The sequence below is a fragment of the Sphingomonas sp. Leaf231 genome, from assembly GCF_001421995.1.
GTDB lineage: Bacteria > Pseudomonadota > Alphaproteobacteria > Sphingomonadales > Sphingomonadaceae > Sphingomonas.
Genome location: NZ_LMLS01000001.1, coordinates 299,964 through 316,245 on the forward strand (window position 1 = coordinate 299,964; position 16,282 = coordinate 316,245).

At 67.0% G+C, this 16,282-nt stretch carries 14 protein-coding genes; 5 read left to right on the plus strand and 9 right to left on the minus strand.

All coding sequences use genetic code 11. The features are described from left to right. Positions 1-28: 28 nt before the first annotated feature. From ASE95_RS01495 to gluQRS, 3 genes are all read right to left on the minus strand, one after another. Positions 29-586 (minus strand): cob(I)yrinic acid a,c-diamide adenosyltransferase, encoded by a 558-nt coding sequence (locus tag ASE95_RS01495; RefSeq protein WP_056630472.1) that lies wholly within the window; start codon positions 584-586, stop codon positions 29-31. Next, positions 586-819 (minus strand): twin transmembrane helix small protein, encoded by a 234-nt coding sequence (locus ASE95_RS01500; RefSeq protein ID WP_056630475.1) that lies wholly within the window; start codon positions 817-819, stop codon positions 586-588. Before ASE95_RS01500 ends, ASE95_RS01495 begins: the two co-directional genes overlap by 1 nt. Before the next feature lie 83 nt (positions 820-902). Then, complete coding sequence (gene gluQRS, locus ASE95_RS01505) at positions 903-1,781, minus strand: tRNA glutamyl-Q(34) synthetase GluQRS (RefSeq protein ID WP_056632929.1); 879 nt, start codon at positions 1,779-1,781, stop codon at positions 903-905. A 75-nt stretch (positions 1,782-1,856) separates the two neighbouring features. Between gluQRS and ASE95_RS01510 the strand changes: the two genes are divergently transcribed. The 3 genes from ASE95_RS01510 to ASE95_RS01520 all read left to right on the plus strand — a co-directional run bounded on the left by ASE95_RS01510 (position 1,857) and on the right by ASE95_RS01520 (position 5,038). After that, a complete protein-coding gene (locus tag ASE95_RS01510; RefSeq protein ID WP_056630476.1) occupies positions 1,857-3,917 on the plus strand; it encodes a S9 family peptidase in 2,061 nt (686 codons plus the stop codon). A 171-nt stretch (positions 3,918-4,088) separates the two neighbouring features. Next, on the plus strand, positions 4,089-4,652 hold the full coding sequence (locus ASE95_RS01515) for a DedA family protein (protein ID WP_056630479.1): 564 nt from the start codon (positions 4,089-4,091) through the stop codon (positions 4,650-4,652). Continuing rightward, entirely contained in the window at positions 4,649-5,038 is a 390-nt protein-coding gene (locus tag ASE95_RS01520) for an acyl-CoA thioesterase (protein WP_056630482.1), read from the plus strand. Before ASE95_RS01515 ends, ASE95_RS01520 begins: the two co-directional genes overlap by 4 nt. 419 nt (positions 5,039-5,457) lie before the next feature. Here ASE95_RS01520 and tal read toward each other — a convergent pair whose 3' ends face one another. From tal to ASE95_RS01550, 6 genes are all read right to left on the minus strand, one after another. Beyond that, positions 5,458-6,567, minus strand: a complete 1,110-nt coding sequence (gene tal, locus ASE95_RS01525; protein ID WP_056630484.1) for a transaldolase — start codon at positions 6,565-6,567, stop codon at positions 5,458-5,460. A 105-nt stretch (positions 6,568-6,672) separates the two neighbouring features. Continuing rightward, complete coding sequence (tkt, locus tag ASE95_RS01530) at positions 6,673-8,742, minus strand: transketolase (RefSeq protein WP_056630487.1); 2,070 nt, start codon at positions 8,740-8,742, stop codon at positions 6,673-6,675. Between the two features lie 68 nt (positions 8,743-8,810). Beyond that, positions 8,811-9,482 (minus strand): ribose-5-phosphate isomerase RpiA, encoded by a 672-nt coding sequence (rpiA, locus tag ASE95_RS01535; protein WP_056630491.1) that lies wholly within the window; start codon positions 9,480-9,482, stop codon positions 8,811-8,813. Between the two features lie 637 nt (positions 9,483-10,119). Further along, the gene (locus ASE95_RS01540) at positions 10,120-10,983 is read right to left on the minus strand and encodes a sterol desaturase family protein (RefSeq protein WP_082449817.1); all 864 of its coding nucleotides are present in this window, start codon (positions 10,981-10,983) and stop codon (positions 10,120-10,122) included. 115 nt (positions 10,984-11,098) lie between these two features. After that, positions 11,099-11,902: a PEPxxWA-CTERM sorting domain-containing protein gene (locus tag ASE95_RS01545; protein ID WP_162234651.1), complete on the minus strand. Its 804-nt coding sequence runs from the start codon at positions 11,900-11,902 to the stop codon at positions 11,099-11,101. A gap of 308 nt (positions 11,903-12,210) precedes the next feature. Further along, positions 12,211-12,651: a hypothetical protein gene (locus tag ASE95_RS01550; RefSeq protein WP_162234652.1), complete on the minus strand. Its 441-nt coding sequence runs from the start codon at positions 12,649-12,651 to the stop codon at positions 12,211-12,213. Positions 12,652-12,806: 155 nt separating this feature from the next. Here ASE95_RS01550 and uvrA point away from each other — a divergent pair, with 155 nt between their 5' ends. Both uvrA and ASE95_RS01560 read left to right on the plus strand, forming a co-directional pair. Next, complete coding sequence (uvrA, locus tag ASE95_RS01555; RefSeq protein WP_056630504.1) at positions 12,807-15,710, plus strand: excinuclease ABC subunit UvrA; 2,904 nt, start codon at positions 12,807-12,809, stop codon at positions 15,708-15,710. After that, positions 15,707-16,255 (plus strand): hypothetical protein, encoded by a 549-nt coding sequence (locus tag ASE95_RS01560; RefSeq protein WP_056630507.1) that lies wholly within the window; start codon positions 15,707-15,709, stop codon positions 16,253-16,255. Before uvrA ends, ASE95_RS01560 begins: the two co-directional genes overlap by 4 nt. Positions 16,256-16,282: the final 27 nt, after the last annotated feature.

Here is a 16,282-nt window from a genome sequence, read left to right on the forward strand (position 1 = left end):
AGATCGGGCGTGCACGGGACCGACTATGTTACCGGTTTGCCCCTGCGACCCACAGAACGTCTCCACCTGCGTTAAGGTTCACGGCCCGGCAGGCGACGAACAGAAAATCGGACAGCCTGTTCAGATACATCGACGCCTGCGGATTGGCATGCGGGGCCAGCGCCACCGCCGATCGCTCCGCCCGGCGCACGATCGCGCGCGCCAGATGCAGCGACGCCGCCGCGCCCCCGGGCAATACGAAGCTGGTCAGCGGCGGCACGTGCGCGTTCAGCGCGTCGATCTCCGCCTCGATCCGCGCCACCTGCGCGGGCACGATGCGCAGCGTCATCTCGCCGGGCGCATAATCGTCGCCCGGGGTGGCGAGGTCGGCGCCCAGATCGAACAGGTCGTTCTGCACCCGCGTCAGCTGCGCCACGAGCGCCGGGTCGTCCAGCGTGGCGATCGCCACCCCGATCGCGCTGTTCGCCTCGTCGACGTCGCCGATCGCCTGCACCCGCGCGTCGGTCTTCGCGATGCGGCTGCCGTCGCTCAGCCCGGTCGTCCCGGCGTCGCCGGTTCGCGTGTAGATGCGGTTCAGCTTGACCATCAGGTCCGCCCGGCGGCGAACAGGATCACGACGACGATCAACACCGCCAGCGCCTGATAGAAGATGCGCATCTGCATCATCCGGTTGGATTTCAGCTGCGCCGCGCTCGGCCCCTCGCTCTCGCCGCGCACGTCCGCCGAGGCGGATTGGAGGAAGGCGATGATACCGCGCACCAGCGCGACGACCGTGGCGATCATCGCCGCGACCAGCAGAATGACGAGGAAGGTGTTCATCAAGCGAAGCTAGGGCGCGCACCCGCAAACGGCAATGGCCGTCGTCACCAGGCGTCGCGCCTTTGACGCCGGCACGCGCGCCGTCATGCCGGCACCTCTGGCACGCGCCCGGCGCGCGTCTCTGGCACGCGCCCCGCGCGCACCTCTGGCACGCGCCCCGCGCGCAACGCCGCCGCCACCGCCGCCCCGTCCACCCCGGCCGCGCGCATCGCCGCCAGCGTCGGCGCGCCGTGCCGCTTGGCCAGCCGCTGCCCGTCGGCCCCGGTCAGCAGGTCGTGGTGCCACCATTGCGGTACGGGCAGGTTCAGCAGCGCCTGCAACACCCGATGCACGTGCGTCGCCTCGAACAGGTCGACGCCGCGCACCACGTCGGTCACGCCCTGCGCCGCATCGTCGACCGTCACCGCCAGATGGTAGCTTGCCGGCGCATCCTTGCGCGCCAGCACTACATCGCCCTGCGCGAGCGCCGCATTGGCGACGCGCCCCCCGTGATCGGTCCACGACAGGTCGTCCCCCGTCGCGGTCGCCCGTGCCACCGCCGCCGCCATGTCGAGCCGCCAGCAATGCGGCGCGTCCCGCGCGGCTGCCCCCCGGCACGTGCCCGGATAGGCCGCGACCGCACCATGCGGTGCGCTCAGCGCGTCGGCGATCTCAGCGCGCGTGCAATAACAACGGTATAGCAGCCCCATCGACCGCAACCGCGCTAGCGCCGCGCCATAAAGGTCGAGCCGAGCCGACTGGAACGCCACCTCGTCGTCCCACGTCAGTCCCAGCCATATCAGATCGTCGATGATCGTCGCGACATGCCCGGCGCGGCTGCGTGTGCCGTCGATATCCTCGATCCGCACCAGAAAGCGCCCGCCGGCCGCCCGCGCGAGATCGTGCGCGCGGATCGCCGAAAAGGCATGGCCCATGTGCAGCCGCCCGGTCGGCGACGGCGCGAAACGCGTGACGACGCTCATCCCGCTCTTGTGCGCCGCCGCCGCCGCGCCGACAAGAGGGTGACGGATGGCGATCCCGCGCGTTAGGAGGGGCGCATGACCGATATGAAGCCGCCCGTCGCCGCCACCCGCCCGCATTCCTTCACGATGCACGGCATCACCATCGACGATCCATGGGCGTGGCTGAAGGACCCCGAATATCCCGACGTCACCGATAAGGACGTGCTGGCCTATCTCGCGGAGGAAAACGCCTATTTCGAAGCGCAGATGGCGCCGCACCAGCCGCTGGTCGACCGCCTCTACGAAGAGATGAAGTCCCGCATCAAGGAGGATGAGAGCAGCGTCCCGCAGAAGGATGGCGACCATCTGTACTGGACCGCGTTCGAGACGGGTGGGCAATATCGCAAATGGTGGCGCAGGCCGGTTGCCGGCGGACCCGACGAACTGCTGCTCGACGAACCCGCGCTGGCGGAGGGCAAGGAATATTTCCGCCTCGGCGCGTTCGCGGTATCCAACGATTCGCGATTGCTCGCTTATGCCATCGACGACAACGGGTCCGAACGCTTCACCATCCACGTCAAGGACCTGACCACCGGGGCGCTGCTGCCCGATACGATTCCGGGCATGCTGTCCGACATCGTCTGGGCCGGGGACGACAGCGGGTTCCTCTACGGCCTCGCCAACAAGGAATGGCGCACCGACAATGCGCGTTTCCACCGGCTCGGCACCGATCCCGCCGACGACGTCGAACTCTTTCACGAGGATGACGAGGGCTACCGCGTGGCGGTCGGCGAAACCAGCGATCGCCGCTGGATCGTCATCGGCACCGGCGATCACGTCACCAGCGAGATCCGCCTGCTCCCCGCCGCCGATCCCTTCGCCGAGCCGATCCTGATCGCTCCGCGACAGGCCGGCCGCGAATATGACGTCGACATCCACGGCGACACCCTGTTCATCCACACCAACGACACCGATCCGATGTGGCGGCTGGTCACCGCGCCGATCACCGCGCCGGGCGAATGGACCGAGCGGATCGCCCCCTCGCCGCATTTCTACATGACCGGCGTCGAGTGCTTCCGCGACTTCTTCATCGTCGAGGGGCGGGAGGATGGGCTCGATCAGGTCGAGCTCCATGCCTACGACGGCACGTCACCGCCCCGCCGCATCACCTTCCCGGAAGCGAGCTATACCGCAGGTATTGGGGATAATCCCGAATATGATCAAACGGTTCTGCGTCTCGGCTACGAGTCGATGGTAACGCCTGGCACCGTCTACGACTATGACACCGCCACCGGCGAACTCACGACGCTGAAGGTTCAGGAGATCCCCTGCGGCTATGACGCGGCACGTTACGCGACCGAGCGGCTGAAGATCACGGCGCGGGACGGCACGCAGGTGCCGGTGTCGATCGTCTACCCGCACGATTTCCCGCGTGACGGCTCACGCCCGTTGTTCCTCTACGCGTACGGTGCCTACGGCCACGCGATCCCGCCGGGGTTCTCGACCGGTCGGCTCAGCCTGCTCGATCGCGGCTTCGCCTATGCTATCGCGCATATCCGCGGCGGCGACGATCTGGGCCAGCAATGGTATCACGACGGCAAACTCGCAAAGCGCACGAATACTTTCAATGACTTCGTGGATGTTGCGAAGGAATTGGTCGAACAGGGCTGGACCAGCGCGGGGCGTATTGCGATCGCGGGGCGCTCGGCGGGCGGCGAATTGATGGGTGCGGTCGTCAACTCCGATCCGGGCCTGTGGGGCGCGGTGATCGCCGACGTGCCGTTCGTGGACGTCCTCAACACCATGCTGGACGATACGCTGCCGCTCACCCCTGGCGAGTGGCCGGAATGGGGCAACCCGATCGAGGATCGCGCCGCCTTCGAGCTGATTCATGGGTATTCGCCATACGACAATGTAAAGGCTCAGGAATATCCGCCGCTTTTCATCTCGGGCGGGCTGAACGATCCCCGGGTGACCTATTGGGAGCCGGCGAAATGGGCGGCAAAGCTGCGCGCGACCAAGACGGACGCCAACATCCTGTTGCTGAAGACCAACATGGGTGCCGGGCATGGCGGAAAGTCGGGTCGGTTCGAAAGCTTGCGGGAGGGGGCGGAAGAACACGCCTTCGTGCTGTGGCAACTCGGTGTGGAGGGATGACCGGCGTCGGCGAGCCGGCGGGATCTGCCATCCGGTACGCCGCAACGGTCACACATCGACGCTCCGCCGGCACGTCGCCACCACTGTCGGCGCACGTCCCGGCATGACCCCGGCCGCGCATCCTTCGGCGTTCGGGACGGTGCGCGGTTTCGTCACCGCAACCGGTCGCGCATGACGATCGAGGCGATCGTCGCGCGCTACGGCCTCGCCGCGGTGTTCGCGGGGGCCGCGCTGGAGGGCGAGGCGGCGGTCATCGCCGCCGGCATCCTCGCGCATCGCGATCTCCTGTCGCTGCCGCTGGCGATGGTCGCCGCCGCGCTCGGATCGTTCGCCGCCGATCAGGCGTGGTTCCATGCCGGTCGCCGTTTCCGAAACCACCGCCGTGTCGCGGCGTTTCGCGCCAAACCCGCATTCGCCCGCGCGGTGGCCGCCTTCGAACGCCATCCGATCGGCTTCATCTTCGCCTTTCGCTTCCTTTACGGGCTGCGCACGATCAGCCCGATCGCGATCGGCTCGACCCAGGTGTCGCCGCGCCTCTACGCGATCGTCAACATCGCCTCCGCCGCATGTTGGGCGACGTTGTTCACAACGATCGGCTATGTCTTCGGGGAGGGGTTCGAGTCGCTGCTCGGGCGCTTGCGCAGCAACCATCACCTTTGGTGGCTGGTCGGCGGGTTGCTCGTCGCCGGTCTCGCCTTCGCGGGCTGGCGCTGGTACAGGAACACCCGCGCATGACGTTCACCCACGCCTTCACCGCCCTGCCCGCGGACATCGACGAACTGGGCCACGTCAACAATGCGGTATGGGTGCGCTGGATACAGGATCTGTCGGTGGCGCACTGGACGGCGATCGCTCCCGCCGACCATCAGGCCGCCTATGTCTGGGTCGTGACCCGCCACATCATCGACTATCGCGGCAACGTCGTCGAAGGGGAGACCGTCACCGGTGAGACCTGGGTGCCCGATGCCCCGCGCGGCGCACGGTTCGATCGCCATTTCCGCTTCGTCGGCACCGATGGCCGCGCCCGTGTCGAGGGTGTCACCACCTGGGCGCTGCTCGACCGCGCCACCGGCCGCCTGCTCCGCATCACCCCCGCCATCGCCGCCCCGTTCCTCGCCTGACGCCACGACCTCGCCCGCGTCGATAATCGTCCAGGCTCGATCGACGTTCAGCGTTGTACGGGTGCCCGATCGCCCGTCGTTGCAGATCGTTCATCTGTTCGGCCTGACCGCGCGCTCACGATAGGTCAAACCCGCTCCATCCACCCGTCCTCGCGAGCGTAGCGAAGCAACGACGGCGCTTCAGGGGATGGCTGCATGGCGCTTTGCCCGGGGGGGAGCGAAGCCTTGGAGGCTCCTCACGCACGCGCGGTGTCCTCGACAGCATCATCAGATATGCGCCCAACCTACTGATCGATAGTCGTTTCTGCCATGGCATTCGCTCACACAGCGCGGCTGCGCCCGAGCCTCACCGGCCGCAGACACGAAAAGGGGCGGACGCCGTCCCCGGCTCCGCCCCTTCCGCCACTTCGCGTCAGGCGTTACGCGTTCGCCGGCTGCCGCTCCGAAATTACTTTCAGAAGGTCGTCGAACGATTTGGAAAAGCTGGCTACGCCCTCATCGACCAGCGTCTTCGTCACCCCGTCCAGGTCGAGCCCGAGCCGACCCTGCGCCTCGATCACGCGCCGCGCCTCCTCGACGTCACGGGTCAGCGTCTGCGCCACCGTGCCGCGTTCACGAAACGCGTCCATCGTCTTGGGCGGCATCGTGTTGACCGTCTCCGGCCCGATCAGCTCGTCGACATACAGCGTGTCGCGATAATCGGGGTTCTTGGTGCCCGTCGATGCCCACAATAGCCGCTGCGGCTGCGCGCCCTTCGCCGCCAGCTTCTGCCAGCGATCCGATGCGATGAACTCCTGATACCAGGCATAGGCCAGCTTGGCGTTGGCGATCGCCACCTTGCCCTTCAGCGCCTTGGCCTCCTCGCCGCCGGTCCCGGCATCGATGGCGTCGTCGATCTTGGCATCGATGCGGCTGATGAAGAAGCTCGCCACGCTGGCGATCCGCGCGATCGGCATATCCTTCGACACCCGCTCCTCCAGCCCCTCGACATAGGCGAGCGCGACCTGCTTGTACGCATCGACCCCGAACAGCAGCGTCACGTTGACGTTGATGCCCTTGGCGATCGTGTCACGAATCGCGCGCACGCCGTCGTCGGTGCCGGGGATCTTGATCATCAGGTTCGGCCGGTCGACCGCATCCCACAGCCGCGCCGCTTCCTCGGCGGTCTCGGGACCCTTCAGCGCGAGGTACGGCGACACTTCCAGGCTGACATAGCCGTCCCTGGCGTCCAGCCGGTCGTACACCGGGCGCAGCGTGTCGCAGGCCGCCTGGATGTCCTTCACCGCCTGCGCCTCGTACCGCGCCATCGGCTCGGCACCCGGCGTCGCCTCGTCGAACGCCGCGAAGCCCGCGTCATAGGCGTCGCCCGCGCCCATCGCCTTTTCGAAGATCGTCGGGTTGGAGGTAACGCCGGTCAGGCCGTCCTCGTCGACCAGCTTCTGCAAACCGCCCTGTTCCAGGAACTTGCGGTCGACGAAGTCCAGCCATACCGCGGTGCCGGCCTTGCTGAGTTCCTGTAGCTTGCTCATCCCGATCTCCAAACCCGTCTTCCCCGCATCAGCAGGGGTTCATGTCTCTCGCCCTCATGCGGCGTCGCCGACCGATATAGGGATCGGCCGACGACATCGCGACCGTCAGCCGATCGTTTCGCGCGCCACCTTCACGACATTCTCGACCGTGAAGCCGAACTTGTCCTGCAATTTGGCCAGCGGGGCCGATGCGCCGAACGTCGACATCGTGATCTGCCGTCCCTCGAAACCGACGTAGCGGTCCCAGCCGAGCGAGCCGGCCATCTCGATGGCGACGCGCGCCTTCACCGCGGCGGGCAGCACGCTTTCCTTGTACGCCGCGTCCTGCAATTCGTAACGGTACCAGCTCGGCATCGACACGACCCGCGCCTTCACGCCGCTCGCCACCAGCTGCTCGTACGCCTCAACCGCCAGCGACACTTCGGAACCGGTCGCGATCAGGATCACGTCCGGCGTCTCCTCACCGCCCGCCAGCACGTAGCCGCCCTTCTCGACGCCGTCCGCGCTCGCATATTTCGTCCGATCCAGCGTCGGCAGTGCCTGCCGCGACAACACCAGCGCCGCCGGCGTGCTCGCATCCTTCATCACCGCACGCCACGCCGCGGCGACCTCGTTCGCGTCGCCCGGCCGGAACATGTCCAGCCCAGGGATCGCGCGCAGCGTCGCCAGATGCTCGATCGGCTGGTGGGTCGGCCCGTCTTCGCCGACGCCGATCGAATCGTGCGTGAACACCCACACCGCGCCGATCTCCATGATCGCCGAGAGCCGCACCGGCGCGCGCATATAATCGAGGAATACCAGGAAGGTGGAGCCATACGCACGGACATGCGACAGCGCCATGCCGTTCACCACCGCGCCCATGCCGTGTTCGCGCACGCCGAAGTGGAAGTTCGTGCCGCCGTAGTTCGACGCCTCGAACGACGGCGCACCCTTGATGTCGGTCTTCGTCGACGGCGCGAGGTCCGCCGATCCGCCGAGCAGCCACGGCACCTTCTTGACGATCGCGTTCAACACCTTGCCGCCCGCGTCGCGGCTGGCGACACCCTTGGCGTCGGCCTCGAACGTCGGGATCTCGCTATCCCAGCCCTCGGGCAGCTGGTCCTTGAGCAACAGATCCAGTTCGCCGGCCAGATCAGGGTGTTCGCCGCGATACTTCTCGAACGTCGCCACCCATTCGTCGCGCAGCTTGCCGCCGCGCTCCTTCACCGACTTGCCGAACGCGTCCTTCACGCCCTCGGGCACGAAGAAATCCTCGTTCGGCCAGCCATAGGCTTCCTTGGTCTTCGCGATGTTCTCCGCGCCCAGCGGTTCGCCATGCGCCTTCTCGCTGCCGGCGCGCGGGCTGCCCCAGCCGATCACCGAGCGGACGACGATGAACGTCGGGCGCTCCTGCTCTTCACGGAACGCCTGCAATGCGGCCTTCAACGCACCGACATCGTTGGCATCGTCCACGTGGATCACGTTCCAGCCATACGCCTCGAAGCGCTTGCCGACGTCCTCGTCGAACGCCAGATCCGTGCCGCCCTCGATCGAGATGTGATTGCTGTCGTAGATCCAGCACAGGTTGCTGAGCTTCAGATGCCCGGCCAGCGACGCCGCCTCGGCGGAGACGCCCTCCATCATGTCGCCGTCACCGCACAAAGTGTAGACGTCGTGATCGAACAGCGCGAAGCCCGGCCGGTTGTAGCGTGCCGCCAGCCAGCGCTCGGCGATCGCCATGCCGACCGAATTGCCGCAACCCGCGCCCAGCGGCCCGGTCGTCGTCTCGACGCCGGTGGTGTGGCGATATTCGGGGTGGCCCGGCGTCTTCGATGACAGCTGCCGGAACTGCTTGATATCGTCCAGCGACATCGCGGGCTTGCCGCTTTTCTCGCCATCGGCGCCGATCTCCTCGACCCCGGCGAGATACAGCAGCGAGTATAGCAGCATCGAGGCGTGGCCGACCGACAGCACGAAGCGGTCGCGGTTCGGCCAGTCGGCATGCGCGGGGTCGTAGCGCAGGAATTGCGTCCAGATCGTCCAGCCGACCGGGGCCAGCGCCATCGGCGTGCCGGGGTGGCCCGAATTGGCCTTCTGTACCGCGTCCATGGACAGGGTGCGGATCGTGTCGATTTGCAGCCGCTCCGGGCTGCCGTCCTCATGGATGCCGGTGGGCGACGTGGCGATATCGGTCATGCAGGCCTCGTGTCGGGGGTCAGCGGTCGAACGCACCGGCGCGGTGCCGGTTGCCGAGTCCCGTCTCCTTAACCGCTCGCCTCCCCGCGTTCCAGCCGCGTAACGATTCCATCCGCTGCGATATAAGCCGCATTGACTTCGCTGAGGAACAGCCCGTGTCCCAGCACGCCCGGCGTCGCATCCAGCGTCGCCGCCAGCGTGCCGGGGGCGGGAAAGTCCGCGAACCCGGCATCGAGCACCGAATTGCCATTGTCCGTCACGCCGTCGCGCGCCGCCACCGCCGCGCCCAGCGCCTCCAGCCGCGCCGCGACGAACGCCCGCGCGAACGGCAGCACCTCGACCGGCAGCTTGGCCGCGCCGATCGCCGCGACATGCTTTGACGCATCGGCGATCACCACCATCCGTGTGGAGGCCGCGGCGACGATCTTCTCGCGCAGCATCGCGCCGCCCGCGCCCTTGATCGCCCACAGCCGCGCGTCGATCTCGTCCGCGCCGTCGATCGTCAGGTCGACCTGCGCCACCCCGGCGAAATCGCGCACCGCGATGCCCAGCGCCGCGGCACGGGTCGCGCTGTCGACGCTGGTCGCCACCGCCACGATACGCAGGCCGTCCGCCACCCGCCTGCCCAGTGCCTCGATCGCGAAGCGCACCGTCGATCCGGTGCCCAGCCCGACCAGCATCCCGTCCCGCACCTCGGCAACCGCCGCCTCGGCCGCCAGCCGTTTGTCATCGTCCTGCATGATCGTTCAGCGCTCGAAACGCCGGGATGTTGCGCCCGGCGAGCGTCGACGCGTTTCCGCCAGCGTCATCTGCAAACGGTGACGCCGCCTGTTCGCATGGCGGTTTCTCGCCCGACGCTCCGGCGCGAATGCACCAATGCTCAAGCGGGCGAGAAATCGGCAGGATCGAAGGGGAGTTCCCGACCGGTTCGCCATGCAGTCATGTTTCGGGAAGGCAGCATCGCAGGGGGTGAAAGAGAAGTGCCGGGCCGGGCGGTCCGCGGCTCTCGCGAGGTCCGCACACGCACCCGCAGGACACTTCCGCGATGAAGCAAGCGGCCGCGTCGCCCCACCCGGACGCCGACCCGCTTTCCCGCCGCACCGCCTGCACCGGGGGCCGATCGACATCCAGCCGGACGTTCCGGAAGGACGTGGATGGAGCAACTCCGGCCGATCGAGCGTACCCGGTTCGCCCGAACGGATGAACAATCTACATTGGCGAGCAGTCCGGCGCCCTCGAACTGCCGGATGTCGATCCGGTCCGGGAAGGATAGTTCAGCGCACCGCCGCGCCGATACTCCTGCGCCCGCCGACAGCAACTCCACCGCTGCCAGGGCGCATTCGACAAAGCCTGTCCGACAGGCAGCCACAGGAAAGCCTACCCGCGCTCCTGCGGGGCCGCCTTATCGACCGGTGCTGCCGCAACATCGTCGTCCCGCCGGAACGGATGCAGCAATTCGTCCGACACGCCGCCACGCACCGGCTTGTCGATGCCATAGACCGGCGGCCAGGCGTCGCGCGGCAGATGCAGCGTGCCGAACAGTCGATCGACCCACGGGAACATCGCGGCGTAATTGCGGTCGCGGCCTTCCGCGCCGTTGGTATGGTGCCAGTGATGGAACGCGGGCGTCGCCGCGACCTGCTCCAGCCAGCCGAACCGCCACCGCACATTGGCGTGGACCAGGAACGACCACACCGTTCCCAGCAACGTGACGTAGACCGGGATCATCGTGTCCGCCGCGCTCGCCCCCGCCGCGCCCGGCGTGCTCGCCAGCCCCAGCATATAGACCGGCGTCAGCCCGCACAGCCGCACGAACACGATGTCCAGCGGGTGGGCGCGCGTGTTGGCCAGCCAGTCCAGATGCTCGACGGAATGGTGGATCGCGTGAAACCGCCACAGGAACGGCACCTCGTGGCACCAGCGATGCCCCCAATAGGCGCCGATCTCGCTCACCAGCAACCCGGCGATCAGTTTCGCCACGAAGGGCCAGCTCGCCACCCAGTCGCTGTAGAAGGCCGGCGTCGCCTTCTGCGCCAGCACCGCGATCGTCGCCAGCAACGGTGCCAGCAGCACGCCCGGCAACAACCCGTTGAGGAAGTAATAACCGAGATCGGCCCAGCGCGCCTTCCCCCGGCGCTCGTGCAGCGAGAACAGCCATTCGACCGGCACGAACAGCATCGCCAGCAACACCAGCCAGATGCTCAGTCGCGCCACTTCCATCGTCAGGCTGCCCAGATCCATCCCCGCATCCACATTCGTCGCCCGGCTCGCTTTCGGGCAATTCCTTCAAGAAACGGTGAAGCGGCGGCGGGCACTACGCCCGCCGCCGCCATCATTTCATCACGACCGGTCGGGATCAGACCAGCTGCGGGGTCCGTGCCTTGCGGCGGCGCATCGCGGCGCCGACGACGCCGAAGCCCAGCATCATGGTCATCCAGGTGCCCGGCTCGGGCACGGCGGCCGTCAGCGAGACGTTGTCGAGCAGCAGCGACGGCGGCAGGCCGTTCGGGGTGCCCTGCGCCAGGAACGACAGCTTCTGGCTGGTACCGCCGGCAACGAAGTCGAACGATGCCTTCTTCCAGCCGGAGAAGCCCTTCGCCGGGGTGACCAGCTTCTCGGTCTGCTTGACGATGTTGCCCAGCGACACGTCGAACTGCTGCGTGGTCTGGCCAGGCGTGGTGTACCAGCTCGCGCCGGCCCAGTCGAAGTTCACCGTATAGGTCTTGCCGGCAACCAGTCCGTTGATGGTCTGGCTGATCGCGCCGTGAAAGCCCGTGTCGCCGTCGGCCAGGATGAAGTTGCCGCCGGAGGGGCTGGTGCCCGTGAAGCCGTTGTCGGAATAGTTGCTGGTCAGCTGTCCGCCCTGCGGATTGCGCACCCGGTTGGCGCTGCTGCCGGCCGGGCCGTAGATGTAGTCATGATTGCCGGCGCGCGAATAGAAGCCCGTCGAGTCGGCGGTGTTCGGGCGGATCAGGAAATTGTAGCCGTACTTCGTCCACGACGACGTGCCGGCGTTCGACCAGTCGCTCACTTCGGTCACGAACTGCCGCGACTGGTCGAGGGTCGTGATCTCGAAACCACCGTTCTTGACAAGGTTCTGCGCCGAGGCCGTGCTCGCAACCATCATCGCGGCAACCGCACCGATCAGGTACTTCTTCATGTTGTGTTCCCCCCAAAACATGCCGGCAGAGTGCCGCGTTTGTGTGAGGATCGAATATGCCGGGCGGTGTCAGCGTACAACAATCGTGACAAAACGTTAACCAATACCCAAAGCGCTGGGAATACGCCGCTTTCTTCGGAACTGTTCTATAATGAGACAGATGCCATCCGATGTCCGATCGATCCGGCTGATGAACATCGGATGAAGATACTGCGCGAACCTCCCACATCTCTTGGCCCGTAAAGCGCTAAAGAACATGCATTAGTTTTAAATACATTCAATAACTTGCTCGCGGACATGCGCGAGGCTCAGGGGCGACGCACGAACATCCTGCCGATCAGCGCCTCCGCGGCGCGGGCAAGGGCTTCGCCCGCCTCGGACGCGACGGCCGCGCCGGGCTGCGGCCGGACGGTTTCGCCGGCGCGACTCGTCCCCGCCGCCGTCGCCGCCTCGCGCGTCCCCGCCGCGTTCGCCGCCTCGCGCGTCCCCGCCGCGTTCGCCGCCTCGCGCGTCCCCGCCGCGTTCGCCGCCTCGCGCGTCCCGGCCGCCTTCGCCGACTCGCGCGTCAGCGCCGCCGTCGCCACCGCGCCGACCACCGCGGTCACCGCACCCGCGATCGCCTGCCGGCCCGCCGGCCCCTGCGCTTGTTCGATCAGCCGCTCGCCCGCCTTGCGCCATTCCTTGGGCACCTTCACGCCCAGCACTTCCTTGGGCAGCCTGCCCGCCTTCGTCTTGTTCTTCTTCGCCATCATCGCCTCCAGCTGTTGCATCGATATAAGACACCGACGCGGACCTGCAACCGTCGGCGCGGGCGATGCGTATTGCCGCGGTGGCGCGCCCGCCCCACATCGCGCGACGAAAAGCCGGCTGGACGCAGCCGAACAGATATGGAACAAACTCCCACATGGCATTGACGACGATCTCGGTCCGCGGCGCGCGCGAGCACAATCTCAAGGACGTGAGCGTCGACATCCCGCGTGATACGCTGACGGTCATCACCGGGCTTTCCGGTTCGGGCAAGTCGTCGCTCGCCTTCGACACCATCTATGCCGAGGGGCAGCGCCGCTACGTCGAGTCGCTGTCGGCCTATGCGCGCCAGTTCCTGGAGCTGATGCAGAAGCCCGACGTCGACCATATCGAGGGCCTCTCGCCCGCGATCTCGATCGAGCAGAAGACGACCAGCCGCAACCCGCGCTCGACCGTCGCGACCGTTACCGAGATCTACGATTACATGCGCCTGCTGTGGGCGCGCGTCGGCGTGCCCTATTCGCCGGCCACCGGCCTGCCGATCGCGGCGCAGACCGTCAGCCAGATGGTCGACCGCGTCATGACCCTGCCGGAGGGGACGCGGCTGTTCCTGCTCGCCCCGGTCGTGCGCGGCCGCAAGGGCGAGTATCGCAAGGAACTGGCCGAATGGCAAAAGGCCGGCTTCACCCGCGTGCGCATCGACGGGACGATCCATGAGATCGACGAGGCGCCGGCGCTCGACAAGAAGTACAAGCACGATATCGAGGTGGTGGTCGACCGGCTGGTCGTGCGCGAGGATGTGGCCACGCGTCTTGCCGAGAGTTTCGAGACCGCGCTGAAACTCGCCGACGGCCTCGCTTATATCGACCCCGCCGATCCGGTCGAGCCGCGCACCCCCGAGAGCGTCGTGCTGGGCGACAACGCGCCGCCGGGCCGCATCGTCTTCTCCGAGAAGTTCGCCTGCCCGGTCAGCGGTTTCACCATCGCCGAGATCGAGCCGCGACTGTTCAGCTTCAACGCGCCACAGGGCGCCTGCCCGGCTTGTGACGGTCTGGGGGAAAAGTTGATCTTCGACGAGGATCTGGTCGTCCCCAACCACGAACTGTCGATCAAGAAGGGCGCGGTCGTTCCCTGGGCGAAGAGCAACCCGCCCTCGCCTTACTATATGCAGGTGATGGCCAGCCTCGCGCGCGAATTCGGCTTCTCGCTCGATACGCCCTGGGGCGAACTCCACCCGGAGGTGGCCGACAGGATCCTGTTCGGCACCGAGGGCAAGCCGGTCACGCTGACCTTCATCGACGGCAAGAAGAGCTACGACGTCAAGAAGCCGTTCGAGGGTGTCATCGGCAACCTCAACCGCCGCCTGCTCCAGACCGACAGCGCGTGGATGAAAGAGGAGCTGTCCAAATACCAGTCCTCGCAACCGTGCGAGGTCTGCCACGGCGCGCGCCTGAAGCCGGAGGCGCTGGCGGTGAAGGTCGCGGGCGAGAACATCAGCCACGCCACGCATCTGTCGGTGGTCGACGCGCTCGCCTTCTTCACCGATCTGCCCAACCATCTCGGCGATCAGCAGCGCGCCATCGCGGAGCGTATCCTCAAGGAGATCGTCGAGCGGCTCGGCTTCCTCAACAACGTCGGCCTCGATTACCTCAACCTCGATCGCACGTCGGGCACGCTGTCGGGCGGCGAAAGCCAGCGCATCCGCCTCGCCTCGCAGATCGGCAGCGGGCTGTCCGGCGTCCTCTACGTGCTGGACGAACCGTCGATCGGGCTGCACCAGCGCGACAACGACATGCTGCTCGCCACGCTGCGCCGGCTGCGCGACCTCGGCAATACCGTCATCGTCGTCGAGCATGACGAGGATGCGATCCGCATGGCCGATTACGTGATCGACATGGGGCCGGGCGCGGGCGTCCACGGCGGACAGGTCGTAGCGCAGGGCACCGTCAAGCAATTGCTCAGGAGCAAGACGTCGGTCACCGCCGATTATCTCAACGGCACGCGCCAGGTCCCGCTGCCGACCAAGCGCCGCAAGGGCACCGGCAAGAAGCTGACCGTCCACAACGCCACCGCCAACAACCTCACCGGCGTCACCGCGTCGATCCCGCTCGGCACCTTCACCTGCATCACCGGCGTGTCCGGTTCGGGCAAGTCCAGCTTCACGATCGACACGCTCTATGCCGCGGCCGCGCGCACGCTGAACGGCGCGCGCATCCTGGCGGGCAAGCACGACAAGATCAGCGGACTGCAGCATCTCGACAAGGTCATCGACATCGACCAGTCGCCGATCGGCCGCACCCCGCGGTCCAACCCCGCCACCTATACCGGCGCGTTCACGCAGATCCGCGACTGGTTCGCCGGCCTGCCCGAAAGCCAGGCGCGCGGCTACAAGCCCGGGCGGTTCAGCTTCAACGTCAAGGGCGGGCGGTGTGAGGCGTGCCAGGGCGACGGCGTGCTGAAGATCGAGATGCATTTCCTGCCGGACGTCTACGTCACCTGCGACGTCTGCCACGGCGCGCGCTACAATCGCGAGACGCTGGAGGTGAAGCACAAGGGGCACAGCATCGCCGAGGTGCTGGACATGACCGTCGAGGATGCGGCCAGCTTCTTCGCCGCCGTCCCGCCGATCCGCGACAAGATGGCGATGCTGGTCGAGGTCGGCCTCGGCTACGTCAAGGTCGGGCAGCAGGCGACGACGCTGTCGGGGGGCGAGGCGCAGCGCGTGAAGCTCGCCAAGGAACTCAGCCGCCGCGCCACCGGCAACACACTGTACATCCTCGACGAACCCACCACCGGCCTCCATTTCGAGGATGTCCGCAAATTGCTGGAAGTGCTTCACGCGCTGGTCGAACAGGGCAACACCGTGGTGGTGATCGAGCACAACCTCGACGTCATCAAGACCGCCGACTGGATCGTCGACCTCGGCCCCGAAGGCGGCGTGAAGGGCGGCGAGATCGTCGCGGTCGGCACGCCGGAGCAGGTCGTGAAGGAACCGCGGAGCTTCACGGGCAAGTATCTGGCGCCGTTGCTGGGGAAAGACGTGGCGCAGGCGGCGGAGTGAACCCGCATCGCCCCGAACTGTTGCGCGCGCTGGCGTTGCTCGCGCAGCTGAACGAGGCGATGCACGCACGCGGCCTCCCACGCCCGATCCTCGTCGGCGGGGCGGCGGTCGAATATTTCTCCGGCAGCGCGGTCATGACCGGCGACATCGACCTCACCTCCCCCGTACAGGAAGAACTTGAGCGCGAGCTGGTCGCGCTTGGCTTCGTCAAACCCGCGGGGGTCGGCCATACACTCGGCTGGCTGCACCCGGAACTGCGGCTCGGCTTCGAGGTGGTCGGCACCACGCCACTGGACGGCAGCGTCGATCGCCGCCGCCTGTTGCTGGTCAGCGGCCTCGCACCCGGCTCCGCCTTCGCCGTCATCCCGATCGAGGATCTGATCGCAGACCGAATGGGTCAATACGCCTCTGGCACCGCACCGGAGATGCTGCGACAGGCGCGCACGCTGTTCAGGCTTCATACCGACCTTGATCTGGCGTATCTTGAAGAACGCATCCGCCACGAAACGGGAAACGATCATGGCATCGCCGATCTCGAAGACTGAAAGCTCCGACGATTGGCAAGGCCGAAC

Coding starts and splice junctions, on each gene's coding strand:
- ASE95_RS01495 (WP_056630472.1), bottom strand. CDS start 586: ATGGTCAAGCTGAACCGCATCTACACGCGAACCGGCGACGCCGGGACG.
- ASE95_RS01500 (WP_056630475.1), bottom strand. CDS start 819: ATGAACACCTTCCTCGTCATTCTGCTGGTCGCGGCGATGATCGCCACG.
- gluQRS (WP_056632929.1), bottom strand. CDS start 1,781: ATGAGCGTCGTCACGCGTTTCGCGCCGTCGCCGACCGGGCGGCTGCAC.
- ASE95_RS01510 (WP_056630476.1), top strand. CDS start 1,857: ATGACCGATATGAAGCCGCCCGTCGCCGCCACCCGCCCGCATTCCTTC.
- ASE95_RS01515 (WP_056630479.1), top strand. CDS start 4,089: ATGACGATCGAGGCGATCGTCGCGCGCTACGGCCTCGCCGCGGTGTTC.
- ASE95_RS01520 (WP_056630482.1), top strand. CDS start 4,649: ATGACGTTCACCCACGCCTTCACCGCCCTGCCCGCGGACATCGACGAA.
- tal (WP_056630484.1), bottom strand. CDS start 6,567: ATGAGCAAGCTACAGGAACTCAGCAAGGCCGGCACCGCGGTATGGCTG.
- tkt (WP_056630487.1), bottom strand. CDS start 8,742: ATGACCGATATCGCCACGTCGCCCACCGGCATCCATGAGGACGGCAGC.
- rpiA (WP_056630491.1), bottom strand. CDS start 9,482: ATGCAGGACGATGACAAACGGCTGGCGGCCGAGGCGGCGGTTGCCGAG.
- ASE95_RS01540 (WP_082449817.1), bottom strand. CDS start 10,983: ATGGATCTGGGCAGCCTGACGATGGAAGTGGCGCGACTGAGCATCTGG.
- ASE95_RS01545 (WP_162234651.1), bottom strand. CDS start 11,902: ATGAAGAAGTACCTGATCGGTGCGGTTGCCGCGATGATGGTTGCGAGC.
- ASE95_RS01550 (WP_162234652.1), bottom strand. CDS start 12,651: ATGGCGAAGAAGAACAAGACGAAGGCGGGCAGGCTGCCCAAGGAAGTG.
- uvrA (WP_056630504.1), top strand. CDS start 12,807: ATGGCATTGACGACGATCTCGGTCCGCGGCGCGCGCGAGCACAATCTC.